This is a genomic window from Actinoplanes sp. NPDC051346 (assembly GCF_040682215.1).
In the GTDB taxonomy this organism is placed as follows: domain Bacteria; phylum Actinomycetota; class Actinomycetes; order Mycobacteriales; family Micromonosporaceae; genus Actinoplanes.
This window is the reverse complement of record NZ_JBFBAJ010000016.1, coordinates 1-16419: the sequence shown is the minus strand read 5'-3', so window position 1 is coordinate 16419 and position 16419 is coordinate 1. Positions and strand designations below refer to the sequence as shown.

Annotated in this window: 17 protein-coding genes and 1 tRNA gene; 4 read left to right on the top strand and 14 right to left on the bottom strand. The window is 67.5% G+C overall.

The features are described from left to right. Positions 1–57 precede the first annotated feature (57 nt). Together AB0M36_RS31595 and AB0M36_RS31590 are read left to right on the top strand one after the other, a co-directional pair. Entirely contained in the window at positions 58–756 is a 699-nt protein-coding gene (locus AB0M36_RS31595; protein WP_364164995.1) for an SDR family oxidoreductase, read from the top strand. A gap of 223 nt (positions 757–979) precedes the next feature. Beyond that, positions 980–1056: transfer RNA gene (locus AB0M36_RS31590), tRNA-Pro, on the top strand. A gap of 108 nt (positions 1057–1164) precedes the next feature. Here the strand turns inward: AB0M36_RS31590 and AB0M36_RS31585 are convergent. The 14 genes from AB0M36_RS31585 to AB0M36_RS31520 all read right to left on the bottom strand — a co-directional run bounded on the left by AB0M36_RS31585 (position 1165) and on the right by AB0M36_RS31520 (position 12883). After that, positions 1165–2688, bottom strand: coding sequence for a LacI family DNA-binding transcriptional regulator (locus AB0M36_RS31585; protein WP_364164992.1), 1524 nt, complete (start codon positions 2686–2688; stop codon positions 1165–1167). 67 nt (positions 2689–2755) lie between these two features. Then, positions 2756–3103 (bottom strand): helix-turn-helix domain-containing protein, encoded by a 348-nt coding sequence (locus AB0M36_RS31580; protein ID WP_364164990.1) that lies wholly within the window; start codon positions 3101–3103, stop codon positions 2756–2758. Between the two features lie 563 nt (positions 3104–3666). Continuing rightward, positions 3667–4896, bottom strand: coding sequence for a DUF3631 domain-containing protein (locus AB0M36_RS31575; protein WP_364164988.1), 1230 nt, complete (start codon positions 4894–4896; stop codon positions 3667–3669). Continuing rightward, positions 4893–5744: a hypothetical protein gene (locus tag AB0M36_RS31570; protein WP_364164986.1), complete on the bottom strand. Its 852-nt coding sequence runs from the start codon at positions 5742–5744 to the stop codon at positions 4893–4895. The genes AB0M36_RS31575 and AB0M36_RS31570 overlap by 4 nt, the downstream gene beginning before the upstream one ends. Continuing rightward, on the bottom strand, positions 5741–6625 hold the full coding sequence (locus AB0M36_RS31565) for a bifunctional DNA primase/polymerase (protein ID WP_364165288.1): 885 nt from the start codon (positions 6623–6625) through the stop codon (positions 5741–5743). Before AB0M36_RS31565 ends, AB0M36_RS31570 begins: the two co-directional genes overlap by 4 nt. A 352-nt stretch (positions 6626–6977) precedes the next feature. Then, positions 6978–8324 carry a helix-turn-helix domain-containing protein gene (locus AB0M36_RS31560; RefSeq protein WP_364164983.1) on the bottom strand — a complete coding sequence of 449 codons (1347 nt, stop codon included), beginning with the start codon at positions 8322–8324 and terminating at the stop codon, positions 6978–6980. Then, positions 8324–9118: a hypothetical protein gene (locus tag AB0M36_RS31555; RefSeq protein WP_364164980.1), complete on the bottom strand. Its 795-nt coding sequence runs from the start codon at positions 9116–9118 to the stop codon at positions 8324–8326. The genes AB0M36_RS31560 and AB0M36_RS31555 overlap by 1 nt, the downstream gene beginning before the upstream one ends. Before the next feature lie 108 nt (positions 9119–9226). Beyond that, positions 9227–9979 carry a hypothetical protein gene (locus AB0M36_RS31550; protein WP_364164977.1) on the bottom strand — a complete coding sequence of 251 codons (753 nt, stop codon included), beginning with the start codon at positions 9977–9979 and terminating at the stop codon, positions 9227–9229. Continuing rightward, the gene (locus AB0M36_RS31545) at positions 9979–10632 is read right to left on the bottom strand and encodes a hypothetical protein (protein ID WP_364164974.1); all 654 of its coding nucleotides are present in this window, start codon (positions 10630–10632) and stop codon (positions 9979–9981) included. The genes AB0M36_RS31550 and AB0M36_RS31545 overlap by 1 nt, the downstream gene beginning before the upstream one ends. A 92-nt stretch (positions 10633–10724) precedes the next feature. Beyond that, positions 10725–11132: a hypothetical protein gene (locus AB0M36_RS31540; protein WP_364164971.1), complete on the bottom strand. Its 408-nt coding sequence runs from the start codon at positions 11130–11132 to the stop codon at positions 10725–10727. 35 nt (positions 11133–11167) lie between these two features. Next, positions 11168–12022, bottom strand: a complete 855-nt coding sequence (locus tag AB0M36_RS31535; protein WP_364164968.1) for an ABC transporter permease — start codon at positions 12020–12022, stop codon at positions 11168–11170. Beyond that, complete coding sequence (locus AB0M36_RS31530) at positions 12019–12261, bottom strand: hypothetical protein (RefSeq protein WP_364164966.1); 243 nt, start codon at positions 12259–12261, stop codon at positions 12019–12021. Before AB0M36_RS31530 ends, AB0M36_RS31535 begins: the two co-directional genes overlap by 4 nt. Next, complete coding sequence (locus AB0M36_RS31525) at positions 12258–12626, bottom strand: RRQRL motif-containing zinc-binding protein (RefSeq protein ID WP_364164963.1); 369 nt, start codon at positions 12624–12626, stop codon at positions 12258–12260. The genes AB0M36_RS31530 and AB0M36_RS31525 overlap by 4 nt, the downstream gene beginning before the upstream one ends. Beyond that, on the bottom strand, positions 12626–12883 hold the full coding sequence (locus tag AB0M36_RS31520; protein WP_364164960.1) for a DUF6284 family protein: 258 nt from the start codon (positions 12881–12883) through the stop codon (positions 12626–12628). The genes AB0M36_RS31525 and AB0M36_RS31520 overlap by 1 nt, the downstream gene beginning before the upstream one ends. 624 nt (positions 12884–13507) lie before the next feature. Here AB0M36_RS31520 and AB0M36_RS31515 point away from each other — a divergent pair. Continuing rightward, complete coding sequence (locus tag AB0M36_RS31515; protein ID WP_364164957.1) at positions 13508–14350, top strand: sigma factor-like helix-turn-helix DNA-binding protein; 843 nt, start codon at positions 13508–13510, stop codon at positions 14348–14350. Further along, complete coding sequence (locus AB0M36_RS31510) at positions 14347–15159, top strand: protein phosphatase 2C domain-containing protein (protein ID WP_364164954.1); 813 nt, start codon at positions 14347–14349, stop codon at positions 15157–15159. The genes AB0M36_RS31515 and AB0M36_RS31510 overlap by 4 nt, the downstream gene beginning before the upstream one ends. Positions 15160–16419 lie beyond the last annotated feature (1260 nt).

Sequence of the window (16419 nt, the reverse complement as noted above, 5' to 3'; positions counted from 1 at the left end):
TGACTCCCGTCGCAATCCTTGCCTCTGACGTCAACGTCAGGTTTTAGCGTAGCCGACATGAAGATCTCAGGATCCGTCGCCCTGGTCACCGGCGCCAACCGCGGCCTCGGCAAGCAATTCGTCGCCAGCCTCCTCGACCGCGGCGCCACCAAGGTCTACGCCACCGCCCGCCGCCCCGAACTCATCACCATTCCCGGCGTCATCGCCCTACGCCTCGACATCACCGACCCGACCTCGATCGCCGCAGCCGCCGCAGCCGCGCCCGACGTCAACCTGCTGATCAACAACGCGGGCATCGCCACCGGCCAAAGCCTGATCACAGGCGACCTAGCCGAGATCCGCCGAGAAATGGACACCCACTTCTACGGCACACTCAACATGATCCGCGCCTTCGCCCCCCACCTCGCCGAAGGAACAATCCTCAACGTCCTGTCGGCGCTCTCCTGGTTCTCCCTCAACGGCTCGAACGCGTACTCCGCGGCCAAGGCGGCCGCCTGGAGCCTGACAAACGGCGTCCGCCTGGAACTCGCCGCCCAGAACACCCAGGTAACAGCCCTGCACTTGGGCGCGGCAGACACCGACCTCACCGCCCGCTACAACGGCCCCAAGATCCCCCCACTCCAGGCGGTAACCGCGGCGCTGGACGGCATCGAAACCGGCCAACTCGAAGTCCTCGCCGACGACTGGAGCCGCCACGTGAAAGCATCCCTGGCCGGAGACCCGGCGGCCTTCTACGCATCGATGACCGCACCCTGACCCGGCTCCTCCCGCCGATATCGCCGGCACCAGCCCGCCCCGGCCCCAGCGCACGGCAGTCCAGGATCGATCTCCGGCACCAGGCCACCAAGACCCCCGGCGACCGGGCGGCCCCAAGCCGTCCCGGCCACCGGAGGTCAGGCCTCTGAGCTGCGGTTACGCGACGCGGGGGATACCGGTTTCGCATGCGGAGAGGCGTCGGATACTATTGCTCAGCACGCATCGGGGTGTGGCGCAGCTTGGTAGCGCGCTTCGTTCGGGACGAAGAGGCCGTCGGTTCAAATCCGGCCACCCCGACCAGATGAAAGTGCAGCTCAGGGCCGGTCTCCGGAAACGGAGATCCGGCCCTGGCCCGTCTCTAGAACCGTTTTGGAGACGATTTTGGAGACGATCTTGCCGATCTCCGACTTAGAGCGCCCGCAGCAGCCGATCGAGCACCCCCACTGGAGAGCGCGGCGATAGGTCCCTCCGGGCGTGTAGCGCGGCGATCCACCGCTCCGTCAGGCCATCGCAGAGCGCCTGGCGCATCGCGGCGGTGATGTGGGAGTAGCGAGCGCCCACAGATCCGTCGGCGTGCCCCATCCTGTCGTCCTTGAGCTTGGCCGGCACCCCCATTTCATCCATCTCGGTCTTGTGAGAGTGCCTCAAGCCGTGCGGGGTCAAGCCCGCAGCGATCGGCAGCCAGCACGCATCAGCCCGCCCGCTGGCGCCCCGTCCGCGTGCAGGAACACCGGGCCACGGTTCGCCGAGAACCGGCACAGGGCGTGGCGGGTTCGGCGCGGCCTGCGGAAACCAGCCGGTCGCGGCTGGCTGGAACAGCCAGGTTGCGAAGCCGCTCCGTCGCCAGTGCGGAGCCAGTTCTCCCGGCGGCGGCCCGCCCCGGACATAGCGAAGCTCTGTGATTGCGGCCATCACCCGCACGCGTGTGGGCTCGGGAACCGAATCGGGCCGATTCAGAACATTGGAAACCGTCCCGGTCGACACGTCGGCAAGACGCGCCACGTCGACCAGCTTCGCGCCGGGAGCCCGTGCAGCCTTATTGGCCGGTCTGTGCCCGCTAAACACGTACTTTCGCCCGTGGCACTTGCACGACTTCGGATTTACGCGGTTGATGTGCTCCGCGATCAGGCATGCAAGGAACTCCGGCATGTCGATCGTTCGATAAGAGTCGTCCTTGGGCGGGCAGCGGACGAACTCTCCTGTATCGAGCTCATAGAGTTGCCACTCCACACGGATCGAATCGGGGCGTACATACAGGGATTCAAGCCCGACCAACTCGCCCCACCGCATCCCCGTCGCGCCCTTGACGACAAGCCCGACGAATTCGTCATCCCTGCCGGATAGCAGGCTTGCACGCTCGGCTATCAGTATCAGGTTCAGAATGTTTGCGATGACCTTCTCTGGTCTCCGCGTCCTGCCCCTTCCTGCTCGCTTTCCTCTTCCTCGCCTCTTCGTTGCAGGATTGCTGATAACGATTCCGTCGGTTTGGGCGTCTTCGCATAAGAGGTGGAGAGTTCCGCGCCACGTCTTTATGCTTGCCTCCGCGTACCCGGCCTTGCGTTCCGCCTTCTCCCAATGGTCCACGTCTTCGGCCGTTATCGCCCGCATGACGGAATCCTCGAACGTTGGCAGGAGGTGGTTCTCGATGTGGCGCCGGTAGTTCTGCATCGTTGAGGCGGCCAGGTCCTGACGCGCATACCAGGATCGAGCGTATGCACCGAAAGTCATCCAGCGATCCGTATCCGCGTTGCGCGCTTGTGGTGCTTGCTCCGCGTCGTCTGCCTCGGCTCGGTCGGCTGCCCGCTTCGCGTCTCGCCTCGTTTCGAAGTGAACCGGCTTCCCGGTGATCTGATCTCGAACCGTTTCGAGCTTCCCGGACGCCGACTTGTACCGTCCGCGCCAATACGTGCCTGCGTTCTCGGCGTATCCCATCTCACTCTCTCCGGCGTTGAGGTGCCCCCGCGCCGACCGCAACATCGGTCGGCGCGGAGCGCGCCTTTCAGGCCGCCTCGGCGCTCTGTGACAAAGCCTGCCGGGCGCGGGGTGGAACTTTGGCAGTCAGATTCGCGGAATCAGTTCCGATTCTGCTTCGGCGACTTGCGGTACTTCCGTTCTTTCGGCGGGCTGAACCGGTGGACATGGCGGCTGGTGACTCGGCTGCGCGGCGTTCAAACATCTGCGCAATCTCGCCGAGATGTTCTGGCAGGAATCGATAACCGCCGCCGATCCAGCAAAACGGGATGCGGCCTCGGCGGGCTTGTTCCTTGACCCACCACTCGGAACATCGAAGGATCTTGGCTACTTCGGCAGGTAGATAGAATTCCGGGATCCCGTCCGGTTTCTTCATGGCGTCTCCCCGTGCGTTGGCGTGGCGAGGGGTGTCCGATGGCCTCACATGGCCGCTGCCGGGCGCTCGGCACGCGGGCGCGTTGATGCGTGGGTGCGGAGGCCGGTGGCTTGAAGGGGCGTAGAACGGCCCGCCGTGAGCGCCGTAGAGGCAAGATCCGGGCACGGCGACGGTGGTCATATGCGCGGATTGGTCTGCGTGGCTCTCAGCGGGTCGGGCGATCAGGCGCGGTCGACTGCCGGGCGATTGTGCAGCGATCTGACGGAGCGTCGACATTCGAATTCTCGTCCGCAAGCCTCGCAAGCCTCGCAAGCCTCTCACTTTGAGAGTTTTGGCTGCTCAGGTACTGCGAGGCTTGGGAGGGGGTGAGAGGCTTAAGCCTCTCACTTGACCGCTTCACGATTACGTTGCGTGGCGTGTGGCGGATCGGTGTCGTCGTCGGTGAGAGGCTTAAGCCTCTCAGGGGTGTAGAAGCCTCTCAGGGGTTGAGCTGCGGAAACTCGGAAAACGAGAGGCTTGAGAGGCTTGCGAGGCTTGGGGACGAGAAACCGTCGAGCGGGCGGTTATGCGGTGCCTCGGGCGTCGTCGGGCGGCGGGGGCATCTCGTCGTGGAGGGCGGGTTGGTCGGGCGGTGCGGGGTGGACGAGCCGGATGGAACGCGGCCCTGCGGCGAGGTCTTGGTACGGCCGGTAGGGGCCGGTGATCGGGGTTTCCGGGGGGAGGCAGTAGCGGCCCCAGGCGTCCTCGAACGCGGCGCGCTGGTAGCCCTTGGCGCGGCCGGTCGGTGGCCCGAAGCTGATCGCCTCGGATTTGATGTCGTACTCGCGCAGGATCACACCGAGTTTCATGGCGGTCAGGCCAGTAGGTCCCTGCTCGGACCAGGGCGCTTCGTCGTCACCGTTGAGGTGGTCGAGCAGGGCTTGGGTGGGCATGGCGTCGTAGTCGGCGAACGCGGTGCGGCAGTCGGTGAGTAGCCGCACTCGTTCAGAGGCGGGGGCGTTGCCGTCGCGCTCGGCGGTGAGTGTTTCGGCGGCGTGCCGGGCGCGATCGGGCCAGTCACCTGCGGCGAGGTCGGCGATGGCGACGAGTGGTTCCCACGTGTCGGCCGCGCGGTCTTCCAGCGGCATAGGCGGTTCGGCCAGCTCCAGCGCGGGCAGGTGCGGGCGTAGCCAGGCGGTGAGGTCGGCGGCGAGCTTGCGTAGTTGTGGGCCGTCGCGCTTCTCGCGGTAGGGTGCGACGGTTTCGCCGGGGGCGCGGCGGCGCATGCGGACGACCACCGCGCGGTCTTCGATTGTGTCGGGCATCTGGCCGATCCCGGCGAGCGCGGCCATGCAGAAGGTGTCGATTTTCTCGGCTTGGTCGCGGTTGTTGTTCCACCGCAGGGCAGGACGGTTGCGCTGGTGTCCGGCGTTGAGCAGGCCGCGCAGCTCCTCGTTGGACTCGGCTTGCTTGCCGCCGAAGATGGTGTCGGCCTCATCAACGAGCAGGGTCAACGCCGCGCCCGCACCGATCGAGCGGTAGATCGCCGGTGTGGACGCGTTGACGGTGATCAGCGGGTTGAAGCTGACCCCTTCCACCACGTCGAGCAGCCGGGACTTGCCGCACCGCTTCTCCGGCGCGCGGATGACCAGCCGGGGCGCGTGCGCCCATGCCGGTTGGGCGTGGGAGGCGGCGGCCCACAAGGCGACGGCGTCGACGGCTTCCGGGGTGGGCAGGATGACGTACTTCGTGATGACGGCGTGGAGCCGGTCGAGGATGGCGGCGCCGTCGAAGTCGGCTTGCGGGGTGGTCATGCTGCGTCCTCCAGATCGGATGGGGCGGAATCGGTGCGTCGCGCAGCTGCGGCGGACAGCACGCGGGTACGCCAGTGCAGGGCGAAGTCGAGGCAGTTCGCGCAGTTCTTGTGCCGGCCAGCCGCAACGCATTGCGGCAGGGCCGGCCGGCGCATCTTCCGCGCGACCTCAGACCAGGCAAGGGAATCGGCCGAGGTCAGCAGATGCCCGTACGCGGCCAGGCCGAGGGTCTTGAACCCGAACCCGTGCAGTCGGCGTACTCCAGCGGCGTGCAGGGCGGCGAGGATGTGCCCAGCCTCGCGGGTGCCCTGGATGCGACAGACCGAGCCAACCGCCACGAGCGGCAGAGTGGTGAGGTCAACGCGGATCATCGACCAATACAGGTCCACACAGCGGCGATAGGCGTCCGGGGAGTCGCCTTGCACGGCGGGAACGATGTTGAGGTCTGAGGCCAGGTCACACAGCTGCGCGAAGTTGAGCACGGTGCGGCGCTGGTGCTCGGCCACCGACAGATGGGTGCCGGCGAACTTGACCGGGCCGATCTGCCCACCGTTGATGACGATCGATTCGCGCATCCAGTCCTGCGGCGCCGCCCACCGCAGAGAGCCGATCTCGTCGCGGTAGCGGCGCAACCGGGCCACGTACTCGCGTGGGCCGATCGTCCACCGGCCGTACTTCTGCAGCTCGGAGAATCCGCCGGAGTCGCACGCCCACGGCGCAGCTGCGCGAGGCAGCGTCTTGTAGACCCGTAGCCGGGTGTCGGACACGAACAGCGGCACGTGCGCCTTGCCGAGCCATCCGGGCTGATGCGTGCCGAGCAGCAGCAGCGGAGCACGGGCCACGTTCATGCGGCAATCCCTTCTACGGCAACGGATTCCGCGCGGAACCCGCCGGTAATGGCGGCGTGGATGTCGCGGTGGGTTTGCTGGGCAGCGACACCGGCGTCGTAGAGCGCGTGGTAGGCGTCGGTGGCGGTGAGGGCTCCAGCGGCGACCATGCGGGCCACCCCCATTGAGGCGCCGTACAGCACGTTGCGGCGGGTGCCCTCAGCGGCGCGGGCGACCGCGTCGAGGTGTGCTTGCAATAGGGCGGCGGGGTTTGAGATGCCCCTCCCCCGGATGATCGGGGTGACGGTGGCTGCCGGGATGGCGGGCGGGGCGGCCGGGCGGCACAGCTCGACCAGCGGCGGGGGCATCTCAATGGCCGGCCGGTCCCCGACGCGCCGGTACGGGCGGCGGGTGCCAGGGTGGATCGAGGGCGGCGCGACGACGTAGCCGCCGTCGGCTTTGATGTCGATGCCGGGGTGGCCGCGTTTGTCGAGGTTTTTGGCGAGCGTGACGCCGGGGTGGCGGTAGTACAGGTGCCAGCCGTCGGAGCCGGTGCGTACGCAGCGGGTGGGTGGCATCAGGTCGGGCAGGACAGTGCCGCCGTTGCGCGGGTCGACGTCGATCACGGCGAGGTCGGCGGCGCGGCCGGTGCGGATGGCGAGCATGCCGTACGGCACAGCGGTGTGCAGGGTGTGGATGCGGTCGGCGTCGGTGGTGGCGGCGTAGAAGCCGTGGCAAGTCAGGCAGGGGCAAGCTTCCGGGTCGTGGCTGGGGTCGGTTTCGGCTTTCGGGCAGCCGGGGCAGTTCGCGACCGGGCGTTTGGTACGGCCGAGGAAGAACACGGGGTAGCCCTCGGCGGCGAGCGCCAGGGCGGCGGCCAGCATCGGGGCAGGGTCGGGCATGGGTGCCTCCGTGGTCAGCGCGGTGGAGGGCGGTTCGGGGAGTCCGGCGAGCGCGGCCGGGGTGTGTGCCGGGCAGCGCTGACCGGTCAGGTAGCGGCGGATGTGGTCGGCGGCGAGGCACAGGCGGCGCTCGCCGCCGATCCAGTGACCGCAACGGATGGGTGAGGCAGACACGTTTCACCCCCGGATGTGTTCACGGTGTGTGACGGATGGGGGTGCGGGTGTCGCGTGTCGCGCCCGTGCGCGGGTGAGAGGCTCCAGTGCGCGCGGGCGCGCGCGGGCAGGCGCGCGGGCGCGCGTAGAAGCCGTCTTAAGACGGCAGGTGCGACACCCGCGCGACAGCCCGCGACAGTTACGCGGCGTTGCTTTCTGGGGTGGTGGTGGGGTGGTAGCGGTAGCCGTTGCCGACCGCGACTCGGCGGGCGGCGCCGTTATCGACCAGCGTCCGCAGCGCGCGGTGGACGCTGCCCCGGTGCTTGCCGGAAGCGGTGGTGATCTCCTTGGCGGTCAGGCCGTTCGGCCCGGCGTTGGCCAGTACGGCGGTGATGGCGTCGGCTACCGGGGCGTCGCTGGCGTCGGTCTCGGCGGCGGCGTTGCCGTCAGGGGTGAGGTCGGTGAGTGGGATGGCCGGCACGGCGGGCAGGTCGGCGGTGGCGGCGGCGCGGGCCGCGTTCAGCGCTTCAGCGGTGGCGGCGCGGCTCTTCTTCGGTCGGGTCGTGGTCGCGTCGGCTGGGCTGCCCTGGCGGGCTGCGGCGGGCCGGGTGGCGGGTGTCTGGAACGGGTCGGCGGGCCGCGCCGCGTACGGTTCCCCGGCCGCGTCGCGGGCTACGGGGTCGAGCGTCGGCCGTCCGACCGCGAGGGCGCGGGCGAGCCGGTTGACGATCGGCGGTTGGAACAGCGCGTAGGAGCGCACGGGTAGCGGGTCGACGTCGGGGCCGTCTTGGACGTAGAGCAGGCCTGGCACGTTGAACAGGGTCGTGTCGACGGTGTCGAGGTCGACGTTTTGCAGCACGAAACCGACGTCGGCGCGGCGGTTCATCCGCAGGCACAGGTTCGGGTGCAACTGGCTGCGGAAGTCGCCGTCGTCGCCGAGCGCCGCCACGGTCGGCCGCTGCGTCGTGACCAGCAGCTCCACCCCGGCGGAGCGGCCAGTCTGCGAGATCTGCCGCGCCCGTTCGGTCGCTTGCGCGGCCAGCTCGACACGGTCCGGGTCGCCGGTCTTGATCCCGAACAGCGCGGCGGCCTCGTCGATGATGATGACCAGCAGCGGCATGTCCGGCGTGGGCATGACCTTGTCGTCACCCTTACCGCGGGCCGCCGCAGCGGCGAGCACGCGGGAGCGGGCGTCGATGATGGCCACTGCCGCGTCGAGCATGTTCACGGCCTCGTCGAGGCGGGTGGCGAGCCAGTCGAAGCAGGGCAGCCACGCGGCCTGTCCCTGCCCGGCCTTGGCGACCTCGATAGCCCAGATCACCGCGTCACCACACGCGGCCAGACCGCACGTGATGACGTTGAGGGTGTTCGTCTTGCCGGAGCCAGACGCGCCGCCCATTAGGGCGTGGCGGGCGCCGTGCTCGCGGGTCCACAGGTCGAGCATCATCGGCGAGCGGTCGGCGCGTTCGCCGAGCGGGATCCCGTCGGTGATCCGCCGCGCCCCGGGGGTCCACAGCGTGGGCCGGTCGTTGGTGGGGGTTTTCATCAGGCAGCCTCCGTGCCGTTCAGGTCAACCGTCGGGGTGTCGTCGCCGCCGGGGTCGGGGTTTTCGAGGTGGTGCAGGTTGGCGATGGCGGGGTGGGCGATGGTGCGACCGGACTCCCACGGGTCGCGGTCGACCACGTGCAGGTCGACCCGGCGGGCGTTGGTCTTGTCGGGCACGACGGTTACGGAGCCGCGCCGGTAGGAGTAGCCGGACTCGATGCGGTCGCGGTTGACGTCCTTGGCGGTGTGGTTGCCAGGCAGCACGACCGACAGCACCCGCCCGACGGCGGTGTCCTTGACCCCGGTCAGCTTCGAGCCGGCGATACCGGCCAGGTCGGCGACGGAGTCCCACCGCTTGCGCATCCGGTCGAGCGCCGTGTTCGAGCGCAGCGCCGGGCCGCACCACCAGCCGAGCGCGACAAGGGGCCAGCCGAGCGCCCACCATCCGTAGAGCCGGCCGTCGCCGGGACGCAGGGCCACTGTGGACAGCCATGCGAACACGAGGAGGGCGACCGCGTTGGTGTAGATCCGGTCGTAGAAGCGGTGCATACCGATGACCAGCCACGCCATCACGCAGCACAGCGCGACCGCGTACACGGCCAGGAACCAGCCGATCGCCAGGTGCGCCCACATCAGCGCGAGTCCCCAACCGGCGATCGGCAGGGGCAGGGTGACGAACAGCGGGGTAAGTTGCCACCGCCACCGGTAGATGGCCGCGCCGATCGCGCGCCATACCGGGTGTCGGGAGCTGTTCGGCGAGATGCCGACGTACAGATCACGCGACTTGCGCTTCACAACCAGTGTCCTTTCCGGACGGCACGAAAACGGGCGAGGAACGGCCGGGGGCCGGCCACCAACGCAATGGCGGCCGGCCCCGGGGCAAGGGGTGAACAGGTGGGTTGGTCAGGCAGCTTTTTGGTTCCAGAAGTCCTGACGGCGGATCTGCCGCACGTTGGTCTCGGCTGCCTCGAAGTTCGAGGCGTACAGGGTGCGGAACACCCGCCGGGTGCGGGAGAACGTGCCGGACACTTCCGCCAGCTCGGCGACGGCGTTCGCGGCCTGCCCGGTCACCCGAGGGTCGACCTTCAGCGTGTCGAGTCGCTCGATCCACTGGCCGACGTTCTCGGCCAGGGTCAGCATCACGGTGGCCATGCCGGCAAGCTCGGCGTCGAGATCCCACGCGGTGGCGGGGTCCATCTCGCCGACCGTGCGGGCGGCGCGGGCCAGTGCGGTGGTTTCCTGCGTTGCCACAGACGGATTCCTTCCAGTTGAAGAGGTGGTGCCAGGGGTGGAGCGCGGCGGGGTGTCCGCCGGGCGCGGTCGAGGCGATGGTTGCCGCTTCGTGGGCGGCGGGGTCGAGGGCGGGGGGTTGAGCTTGCGGGCGGCGGCCCGGTTGTACTTCTCGATGTGCTGTTCCGCCTTCGCGGCCGGGACCTGCCGGCCGCAGTAGGCGCACCCGACGGTGGTCGCCTCGATGGGGCGGAAGCCCCGGGCGGACCAGCGGGCGGCCGTGGTCACGTGTCGACGCCGCCGCCAGGCCCACCGGCCGCCCCGGGCCGCGAGCCGGGCGCTCGGGTGCCGTTCCAGCCAGCGGCGGACCTGACTGCGGCGTCGCCGCCGCACGTTCGCGGTGGCCTGATCCAGCAGCGACGCCATCAGCGCCTCCGAACGAGGATGGACACACCCGGGTCTGCGGGGAGTGTGAGCAGCGGCGATGCCACCGGAGCGGCCGGGATCGGGGAGTACAGAAAGCCGAACAGCGCTTGCTGAAGCCCGGCCAAGTCGGTCCCGGACTCGATCGGCGGGTATCCGTGCGCGGCGAGCACCTTGCCGACGTCGAGCGTCAGGCCTAACGTGAACCGGGCGTCGTCGGCCGGGGCGGGCATCGGGTACACCGCAGGCGCGGGTGTCTCGGCCGTGCCCGGATCCGGCGGGACCGCCGGATCGGTCTCGTCGGGCGAGGCGATCAGATCGGGGTATCGGCGTGCGTCGAACCGGCCGAGGAACGTGCGGACCGCGTCCGGCAGCGCCACCGGAGCCGGAATGCCGTGCGTCGTGGCAGTCCAGACGCGAACCGCGTCCAGGCCGACCGAGACACCAGTGATCCGGACGTCGCTAGCCCGAACATAGTTGCCGATCGGGCACCGATCCGCCGTGATCGGAAACCCGGCGAATCCGGCCGCCGTCAGCGCGGCGGCGACAGCGTCAGCGGTTTCGCCGAGCGCGACCAAAGCCCGCTCGGCAATCACGTCCGGGGCGGGCGTGTCCTCGGGGGTCAGGGTGACGTGGGACAGGAAGTGCGCGAGCATGAACAGACCTCCCCTGCTCTTTGGTGAGCTTGCGGGTAGGACCGGCGGCACAGCGCTTGCTCGCGAGGCTGTGGGCTGTGCCGCCGGCGAAGTCAGTGCCAGTGCTGCACGACGGTGATGCAGCGGTGCCCGACGCCGCCGACCGCGACCATCCCGAGCAGAACCAGCACGATGAGGGCGGGGCCGTTGACGCCGGTCATGGCGTCCCAGAGCAGCCACCCGAGCGTGACCAGCGCGGCGAGTACGGCGACGGTCAGCGGGACGGCGACGGCCAGCAGGATTCGCCGGTTGCGGCGGTCCCGGGCGGCCCGCTCGGCGCGGCGCTGTTTCCACCGGGCGTAGAGGATCCGGTCGCGTTCCCGGCGCTGGGCGATCTCGGCAACGTGCTGCCGGTACACGAACAAGTCAGCGGCGACCGGCATCACGTCGGCGCTCGGATCAGGAACCGGGTAGTAGTGCACCACCGGACGAGTGTCGATGCGGGCAGGATGGCGAGCCACGGGGATCTCCTTGCGGTGAGCAGGGGGGACAGCGATCAGTTCTTGTGCATGAGGTGGGCCAGGGCGGCGCCCATGCCGAGCACCGCCACGGGCAGGCAGGACACGGCAGCCGTGATCGGCCACGGCGCTGAGGTCCACCCGGCGGCGGCCATCAGGTGGAAAGCGACCTGACCGAGCGCACCCAAACCCAGCGAGCCAAGCGCGGACCACTTCGCGAACTCGCGGGCGGCGCCGACCGCGCGACCGGACAGCCACACGAACAATGCGAACGCGGCGTAGGTCTCCACGCCGACGGGCAGCGTGATCGCGGTGTTGATCTCGACCCGGTCGGCGATGCCGGGCAGCAGCTTGACGTGGCCGAATCCGGTGAGGCGGCCCATCTCGACCCAGCCGCCCCAGATTGCGACGAACGCGGGCAGGCACAGGATCAGCACCGGCCAGGTCACCGGCCGCGATGCCGGCTCGTCCACCGGTGGCGCGTTGCTCGCTGTGGGCGGGTCCGGCGGCGCCGGTGCGGGTGACGCTTCCGGCTGCGGATCCGGCGCCTCGGGCTCCGGGTTGAGGGGCAGCACCGGCGCCAGCTCGCCCGGCTCCTCATCGGCGGGTTGCGGGTCGGCGACCGGGTCAGGCGCCAGAGTCAGCGACGGTGGGTCGGCGAGGCTGCCCCGGCTGACCAGATACAGGTGCATGTCGGTGGCGTTCTGGTCCTGCTCGGCGAGCCGGTCCAGGGCCTCACGCAACGCCTTGGCCTTTTCCGCGCCGACCTTGAAGTGCTTCATCAGCTTGTTGCGCGAGGGCACCTCACCGAGTTGCCTCGCGTACTCGACCGCGCGGGGCACCAGGTCATCAACGTTCGGCGGGTACGCGCTGCGCGTCGTCGCGGTGGTCACCGCTGCGCCTCTCGAAGGGCGGTGATGACGACCCGGCCCGCTGGTACTCCGCCCATCTGGTCGCAGTCCCGGCGGATGTTTTCCGCCGTGATGGCATGCCAGACGGCGACTACCCGGGGCCCGTCATCGAGGGGCATTTCGTCGCTGACAACAGAGGCGTTGCCCTCCCAGAGCAGGCTTCCGAAGTCGTCCACGATCAGGTACCGAACGGCGTAGCGCTTCTTCAGTGGCGTAGTCATCGGATCGGTTCTCCTTGGCAGGTAAGGCACTCGCCGAGCGAGCGCGGGATGACGTACGGCCGCACGCGGCGGCAGGTCGAGCAGGTACGGCGGGCTCGCATCGCCTTGTCCAGGGCGGCGAGCACGGCCGGGCTGGCGGTGCGCTTCGGCCGCGCCCGATCGAGGCGGTACAGGTAGGCAACGCGAACACCACCGACTCCGCGCCAGAGGATCTGCGCGGCGATCGGTTGATGACCGGGACACAGACCCTGCGCGCGAAGCTGACGGCGGGTGGCAAAACCAGGCGGAGCGCCTCGCCACCAGAAGGTGGGAATGCCGTACCGGGCGCCGTCCGGGTCGTGGAACGCGGCCCGGATGCGTGACATCAGGCCGCGCGATGCAGGTCGGCGGCGGTGCGGGTGGTGGCGACGTACGCGAAGGTCTCGCGGATCACTCGAGCCTCAGCACGCCGTAGGCGCCGCCGGTCGAGGTCGCTTGGTCCGCCGTGCTCGTCGCTGTTGAGGATGGCGATCTCGGCGGCGAGCCAGGCGAGTTCGGCGCTGATCAGCGGTTCCTCGGTCTCGATCGCGGCCAGGTCTGCCTCGGTCGGTTCCGGCAAGTCGGTGAGGTTGTGGGAGCGCATCAAGGTGTCCGTTCAGTTGTCGGGTTAAGCAGCGCGGGCGGGACGGCGCCGCGTAGGCGTCGCCGAGCTCGAGCACTCGCGGCAGACGGTGGCGTCCGGGGCGAGCGGCGCAAGGGCAGTGCAGGCGGTGCACGGGCGCCAGACGGCGCTCTGGCGGGCCGAAAGGCGAACCACAGAAGCGAGAGAGGCCATGGCAGTCGGGTCTCCTTTGCAGGGCAGGTCAGCGCGACCGCAGCGAGTACGGCCGTGCTGACCTGCGGGGACTGTTTGATCGATGACACGGGAACAGCCCGTGCTCTGTGCCCTTGCACCCGGTTCCGGCCATCCCGTCGTCGCGCCGTCGTTCCTGGCGCTCAAGGCCCTGGTTTCTCCTGTGAGGGCTCCACTGTTGAGTTTTGGGACGTGGCACCTTCTTGCCGGAGGCAAGCGCGCCTGTTCGGGTTTATGGCCCTGTACCGACCCTGTTAAGGGGGGTGCACAACGAGAACACCACGGGGCGGCCGAGCCTGTCAAGCCCCCTCAACAGGCTCGTTCGCCCCCCTTGCATCACCTGTCGGTGTCAGGGTGGGTGGACGGGACTAGACTGAGTCCAGCCCCCTTGGCAAAGATGGGAGTTGGGCTGAGATGGAAGACCCCAGCAAGCTGGCGACCATCAAGGGGCCGCGAGAGCGGGCGATCGCGGCCCACGCCCTGATCGACGATTACCAATCGGCCATCGGCGAACTATCCAGGCTTCGCCGTGAAGCGTTGGAGGAATTGCTCTCCAGCGGCATGAGCCAATCTCAGATAGCCGACATGCTCGACATGTCGAGATCGCGTGTCTCGCAACTGCTCTCCGCTGGCATACGTCCGGAGCGGGCATTCCTTGGGACCGGCGGGCTCACTGTCGCGCTCGGTGGAAAGCACGAGGCGGGCAAGGAAAAGCCGGGCGCGGTCGTATCGGCGGAAGCGCTAGCGGCATATGACCGGTTAGCGGAGCTCGCAAGAAGCCTTGGCCTTAAGGCAGAGTATGAAGTCGTCCCTCCGCCCGGGTTCGTGACTCTTAATCGATCGAACCTAATCGTGGCGTGCGGCCCACGACTATCGCCACTTGTCCAACAGATTCTTGAGTCCGACAGCAACATCGGATTTGCCAAGGACAGTGAAGGTTGGCACCTTATAGAACGACACACGGGAACCGTCCACCGCTCGCCATGCGACTCAGGGAAGAACGCCGATGTGGCGTATCTCGGAAGGCTTCCTCGTCCGGACGGCAAGGGAACGTTTCTCTACATGGCTGGAATTCATGCAATCGGCACGGCCGGTGCTGCTCACTATATCGAGAATAACCTCGCAGAGCTTTACCGCGAAATGAAGACCCGCCGTTTCTCCGTCATTGTGACTTGCGAATTCGATGCGGAGTCACGCCAGGTAACGTCTAGTGCTCGGGCCTCACAGATCTATCGCCACGATGGTGCAGCTCAGTGAAACCTGTTAGCGCGAGCGAACCGGGCGACCCGACGGTTCCCAATGAGGACTGGTCTGCGGCGAATCAAGATTCCATCGTGGTGCTTGACGGGGCGACGGCACGCATTGACACCGGCTGTCGGCACGGCATTGCGTGGTACGTCGATAGGCTGGGTTCCGAGTTGATGGACGGGACGATGGTCCGGCCACGCCGCATGCTTCGAGACGTACTGGCGGATGGTATTCGCCGTGTCGCGGCTATGCATCCCGAGTGCGACCTAACCCACCCGGGAACGCCGTCGGCTGGGGTGGCGATGGTTCGCCTTTGCGACGACCGCCTAGAGTATCTCGTCTTGGCAGACACGATCATTGTCGTTCGAACCCATGATGGCAACATCGTGCTAACGGATGATCGGGTGCGGCAGGCAGCCCATGAAGAGAAGGAAGCCGCCATGGCGTTGCCCTTCGGTTCGGATGAGCGCAGCGAAGCGCTGAAAAGGATGAAGCGCCGCCAACAAGAGTGTCGTAATCGACCTGGAGGATTCTGGGTTGCTGCGGCAAATCCCGACGCTGCCGACTATGCGATTAGGGGATCGGTCGCTCTGAAGGACGCGACAGATGTAGCGGTTCTAACGGACGGCGCGGCGCGATGCGTAATGCTATTTGAAACCATCACATGGACCGACGTGATCAGAATTCTGAATGAGAACGGTCCGGCTGATCTGATCCGCGAGGTTCGAGAGACCGAGGCGAGTGATCCTTCGGCAGAGCGCTGGACGCGCGCGAAGGGCAGTGACGACGCGACGGTTGTCTACGCGGCACTCCCGTAACTGCTCCTAACACGATCTCTGCTTGATCCAGTCGATCAGTCGTCGCCAGCAGCTCAGGATCCGCCCGCTAACCCGCGCTCCAGGCTCGCTCAGACATAGACCCAGGGTGCGACGGGACTGATATCTTCAGCCCATCCACTCCACCGAAAGACCAGGTCAAGAAGGGTATTCCCCGCGTACGCGGGGGTGATCCCGTACCGCCCTCAACGCCCGGCGGCACGTCGTCGTGCTCTGGTCTCAGTTGTGGTCTCATTCGCTGCGTTTTGCCGCCGATCGCCGGGGTCCGCCGCGAAGCGGACGGGCAGGTCACGGACGGTGCAGGTAGGGCGCGAACCCTAGATCACAGAGCTGCTGGGCGTGCGTGGCGGCAGCCCATGGCCATATCCGCGATCAAACGAGCGTTTCCGAAGAGTGATTGGCTTGTGGTGCACCTATGGTGCCCGAGAGACGTCGCAGAACGGCGCGCTATTGAGCGCGAAACTGGTGACGTAGCAGAGCGCATGGCAGCGTGGGATGTAACGGAATCGCTCACCGAAGGTTTCTTCATTGATACTGCAGAGACCTCGGCGGTCGAGGCGGCGGCGATAATAGACGCCGCCGTTCGCCGAATGCGACCGCCGATTTCTACGTAACTACTGCGCCACCATGACAGATCAAGGAATGCAATATGAGGGAAAGGCAGCGAGCCCTGGAAGCTTATAGGTGGCGCCCTCGCAACTGCTCTGCTACAGTTTTCGCGGTTTCCGAACCCTGCGTGGAGCGACCGCGCCGGGCTGCCATCTGTTATGCCATATTTGTGGGGGAAATGATGAAGCGAAGCAAGGGGTTCCTCGCTCGCAGTGTACTGGCGGCAATGTTGGCGACCGGCGGTCTTGCCCTGGTTGAGGCGTCGCCGGCCGCCGCTTCGAACGATTGTGGTTTGCCAACCTTTGCGACGCCGGGCGACGCTTTCCACGCTAGTTACTCTTCATGCCGCGAATGCAGGGAACTCGCGTTCGCGATGAGTAGGAATAGTATTTTCGAGTTTAAAATTAGGAAGTACTACTGCACGTACAATCCCCAGAACGACCTTTCGGACTTGCACAGCTACGGATGAGCAGAGTCCCGAGTCTGGGGGGTCGCAGGCTGGGAGGCGTGGGCCTGAGTATGGGCGTTACGGGCCGCCCCTAGGTTCTGTCTCGTAGATCGTGGTGGCGATCATGAACGTCGATCGTTGAACCGGCATGGCACGTGGCGATCTGACGAGTGAGGAATGGGCTG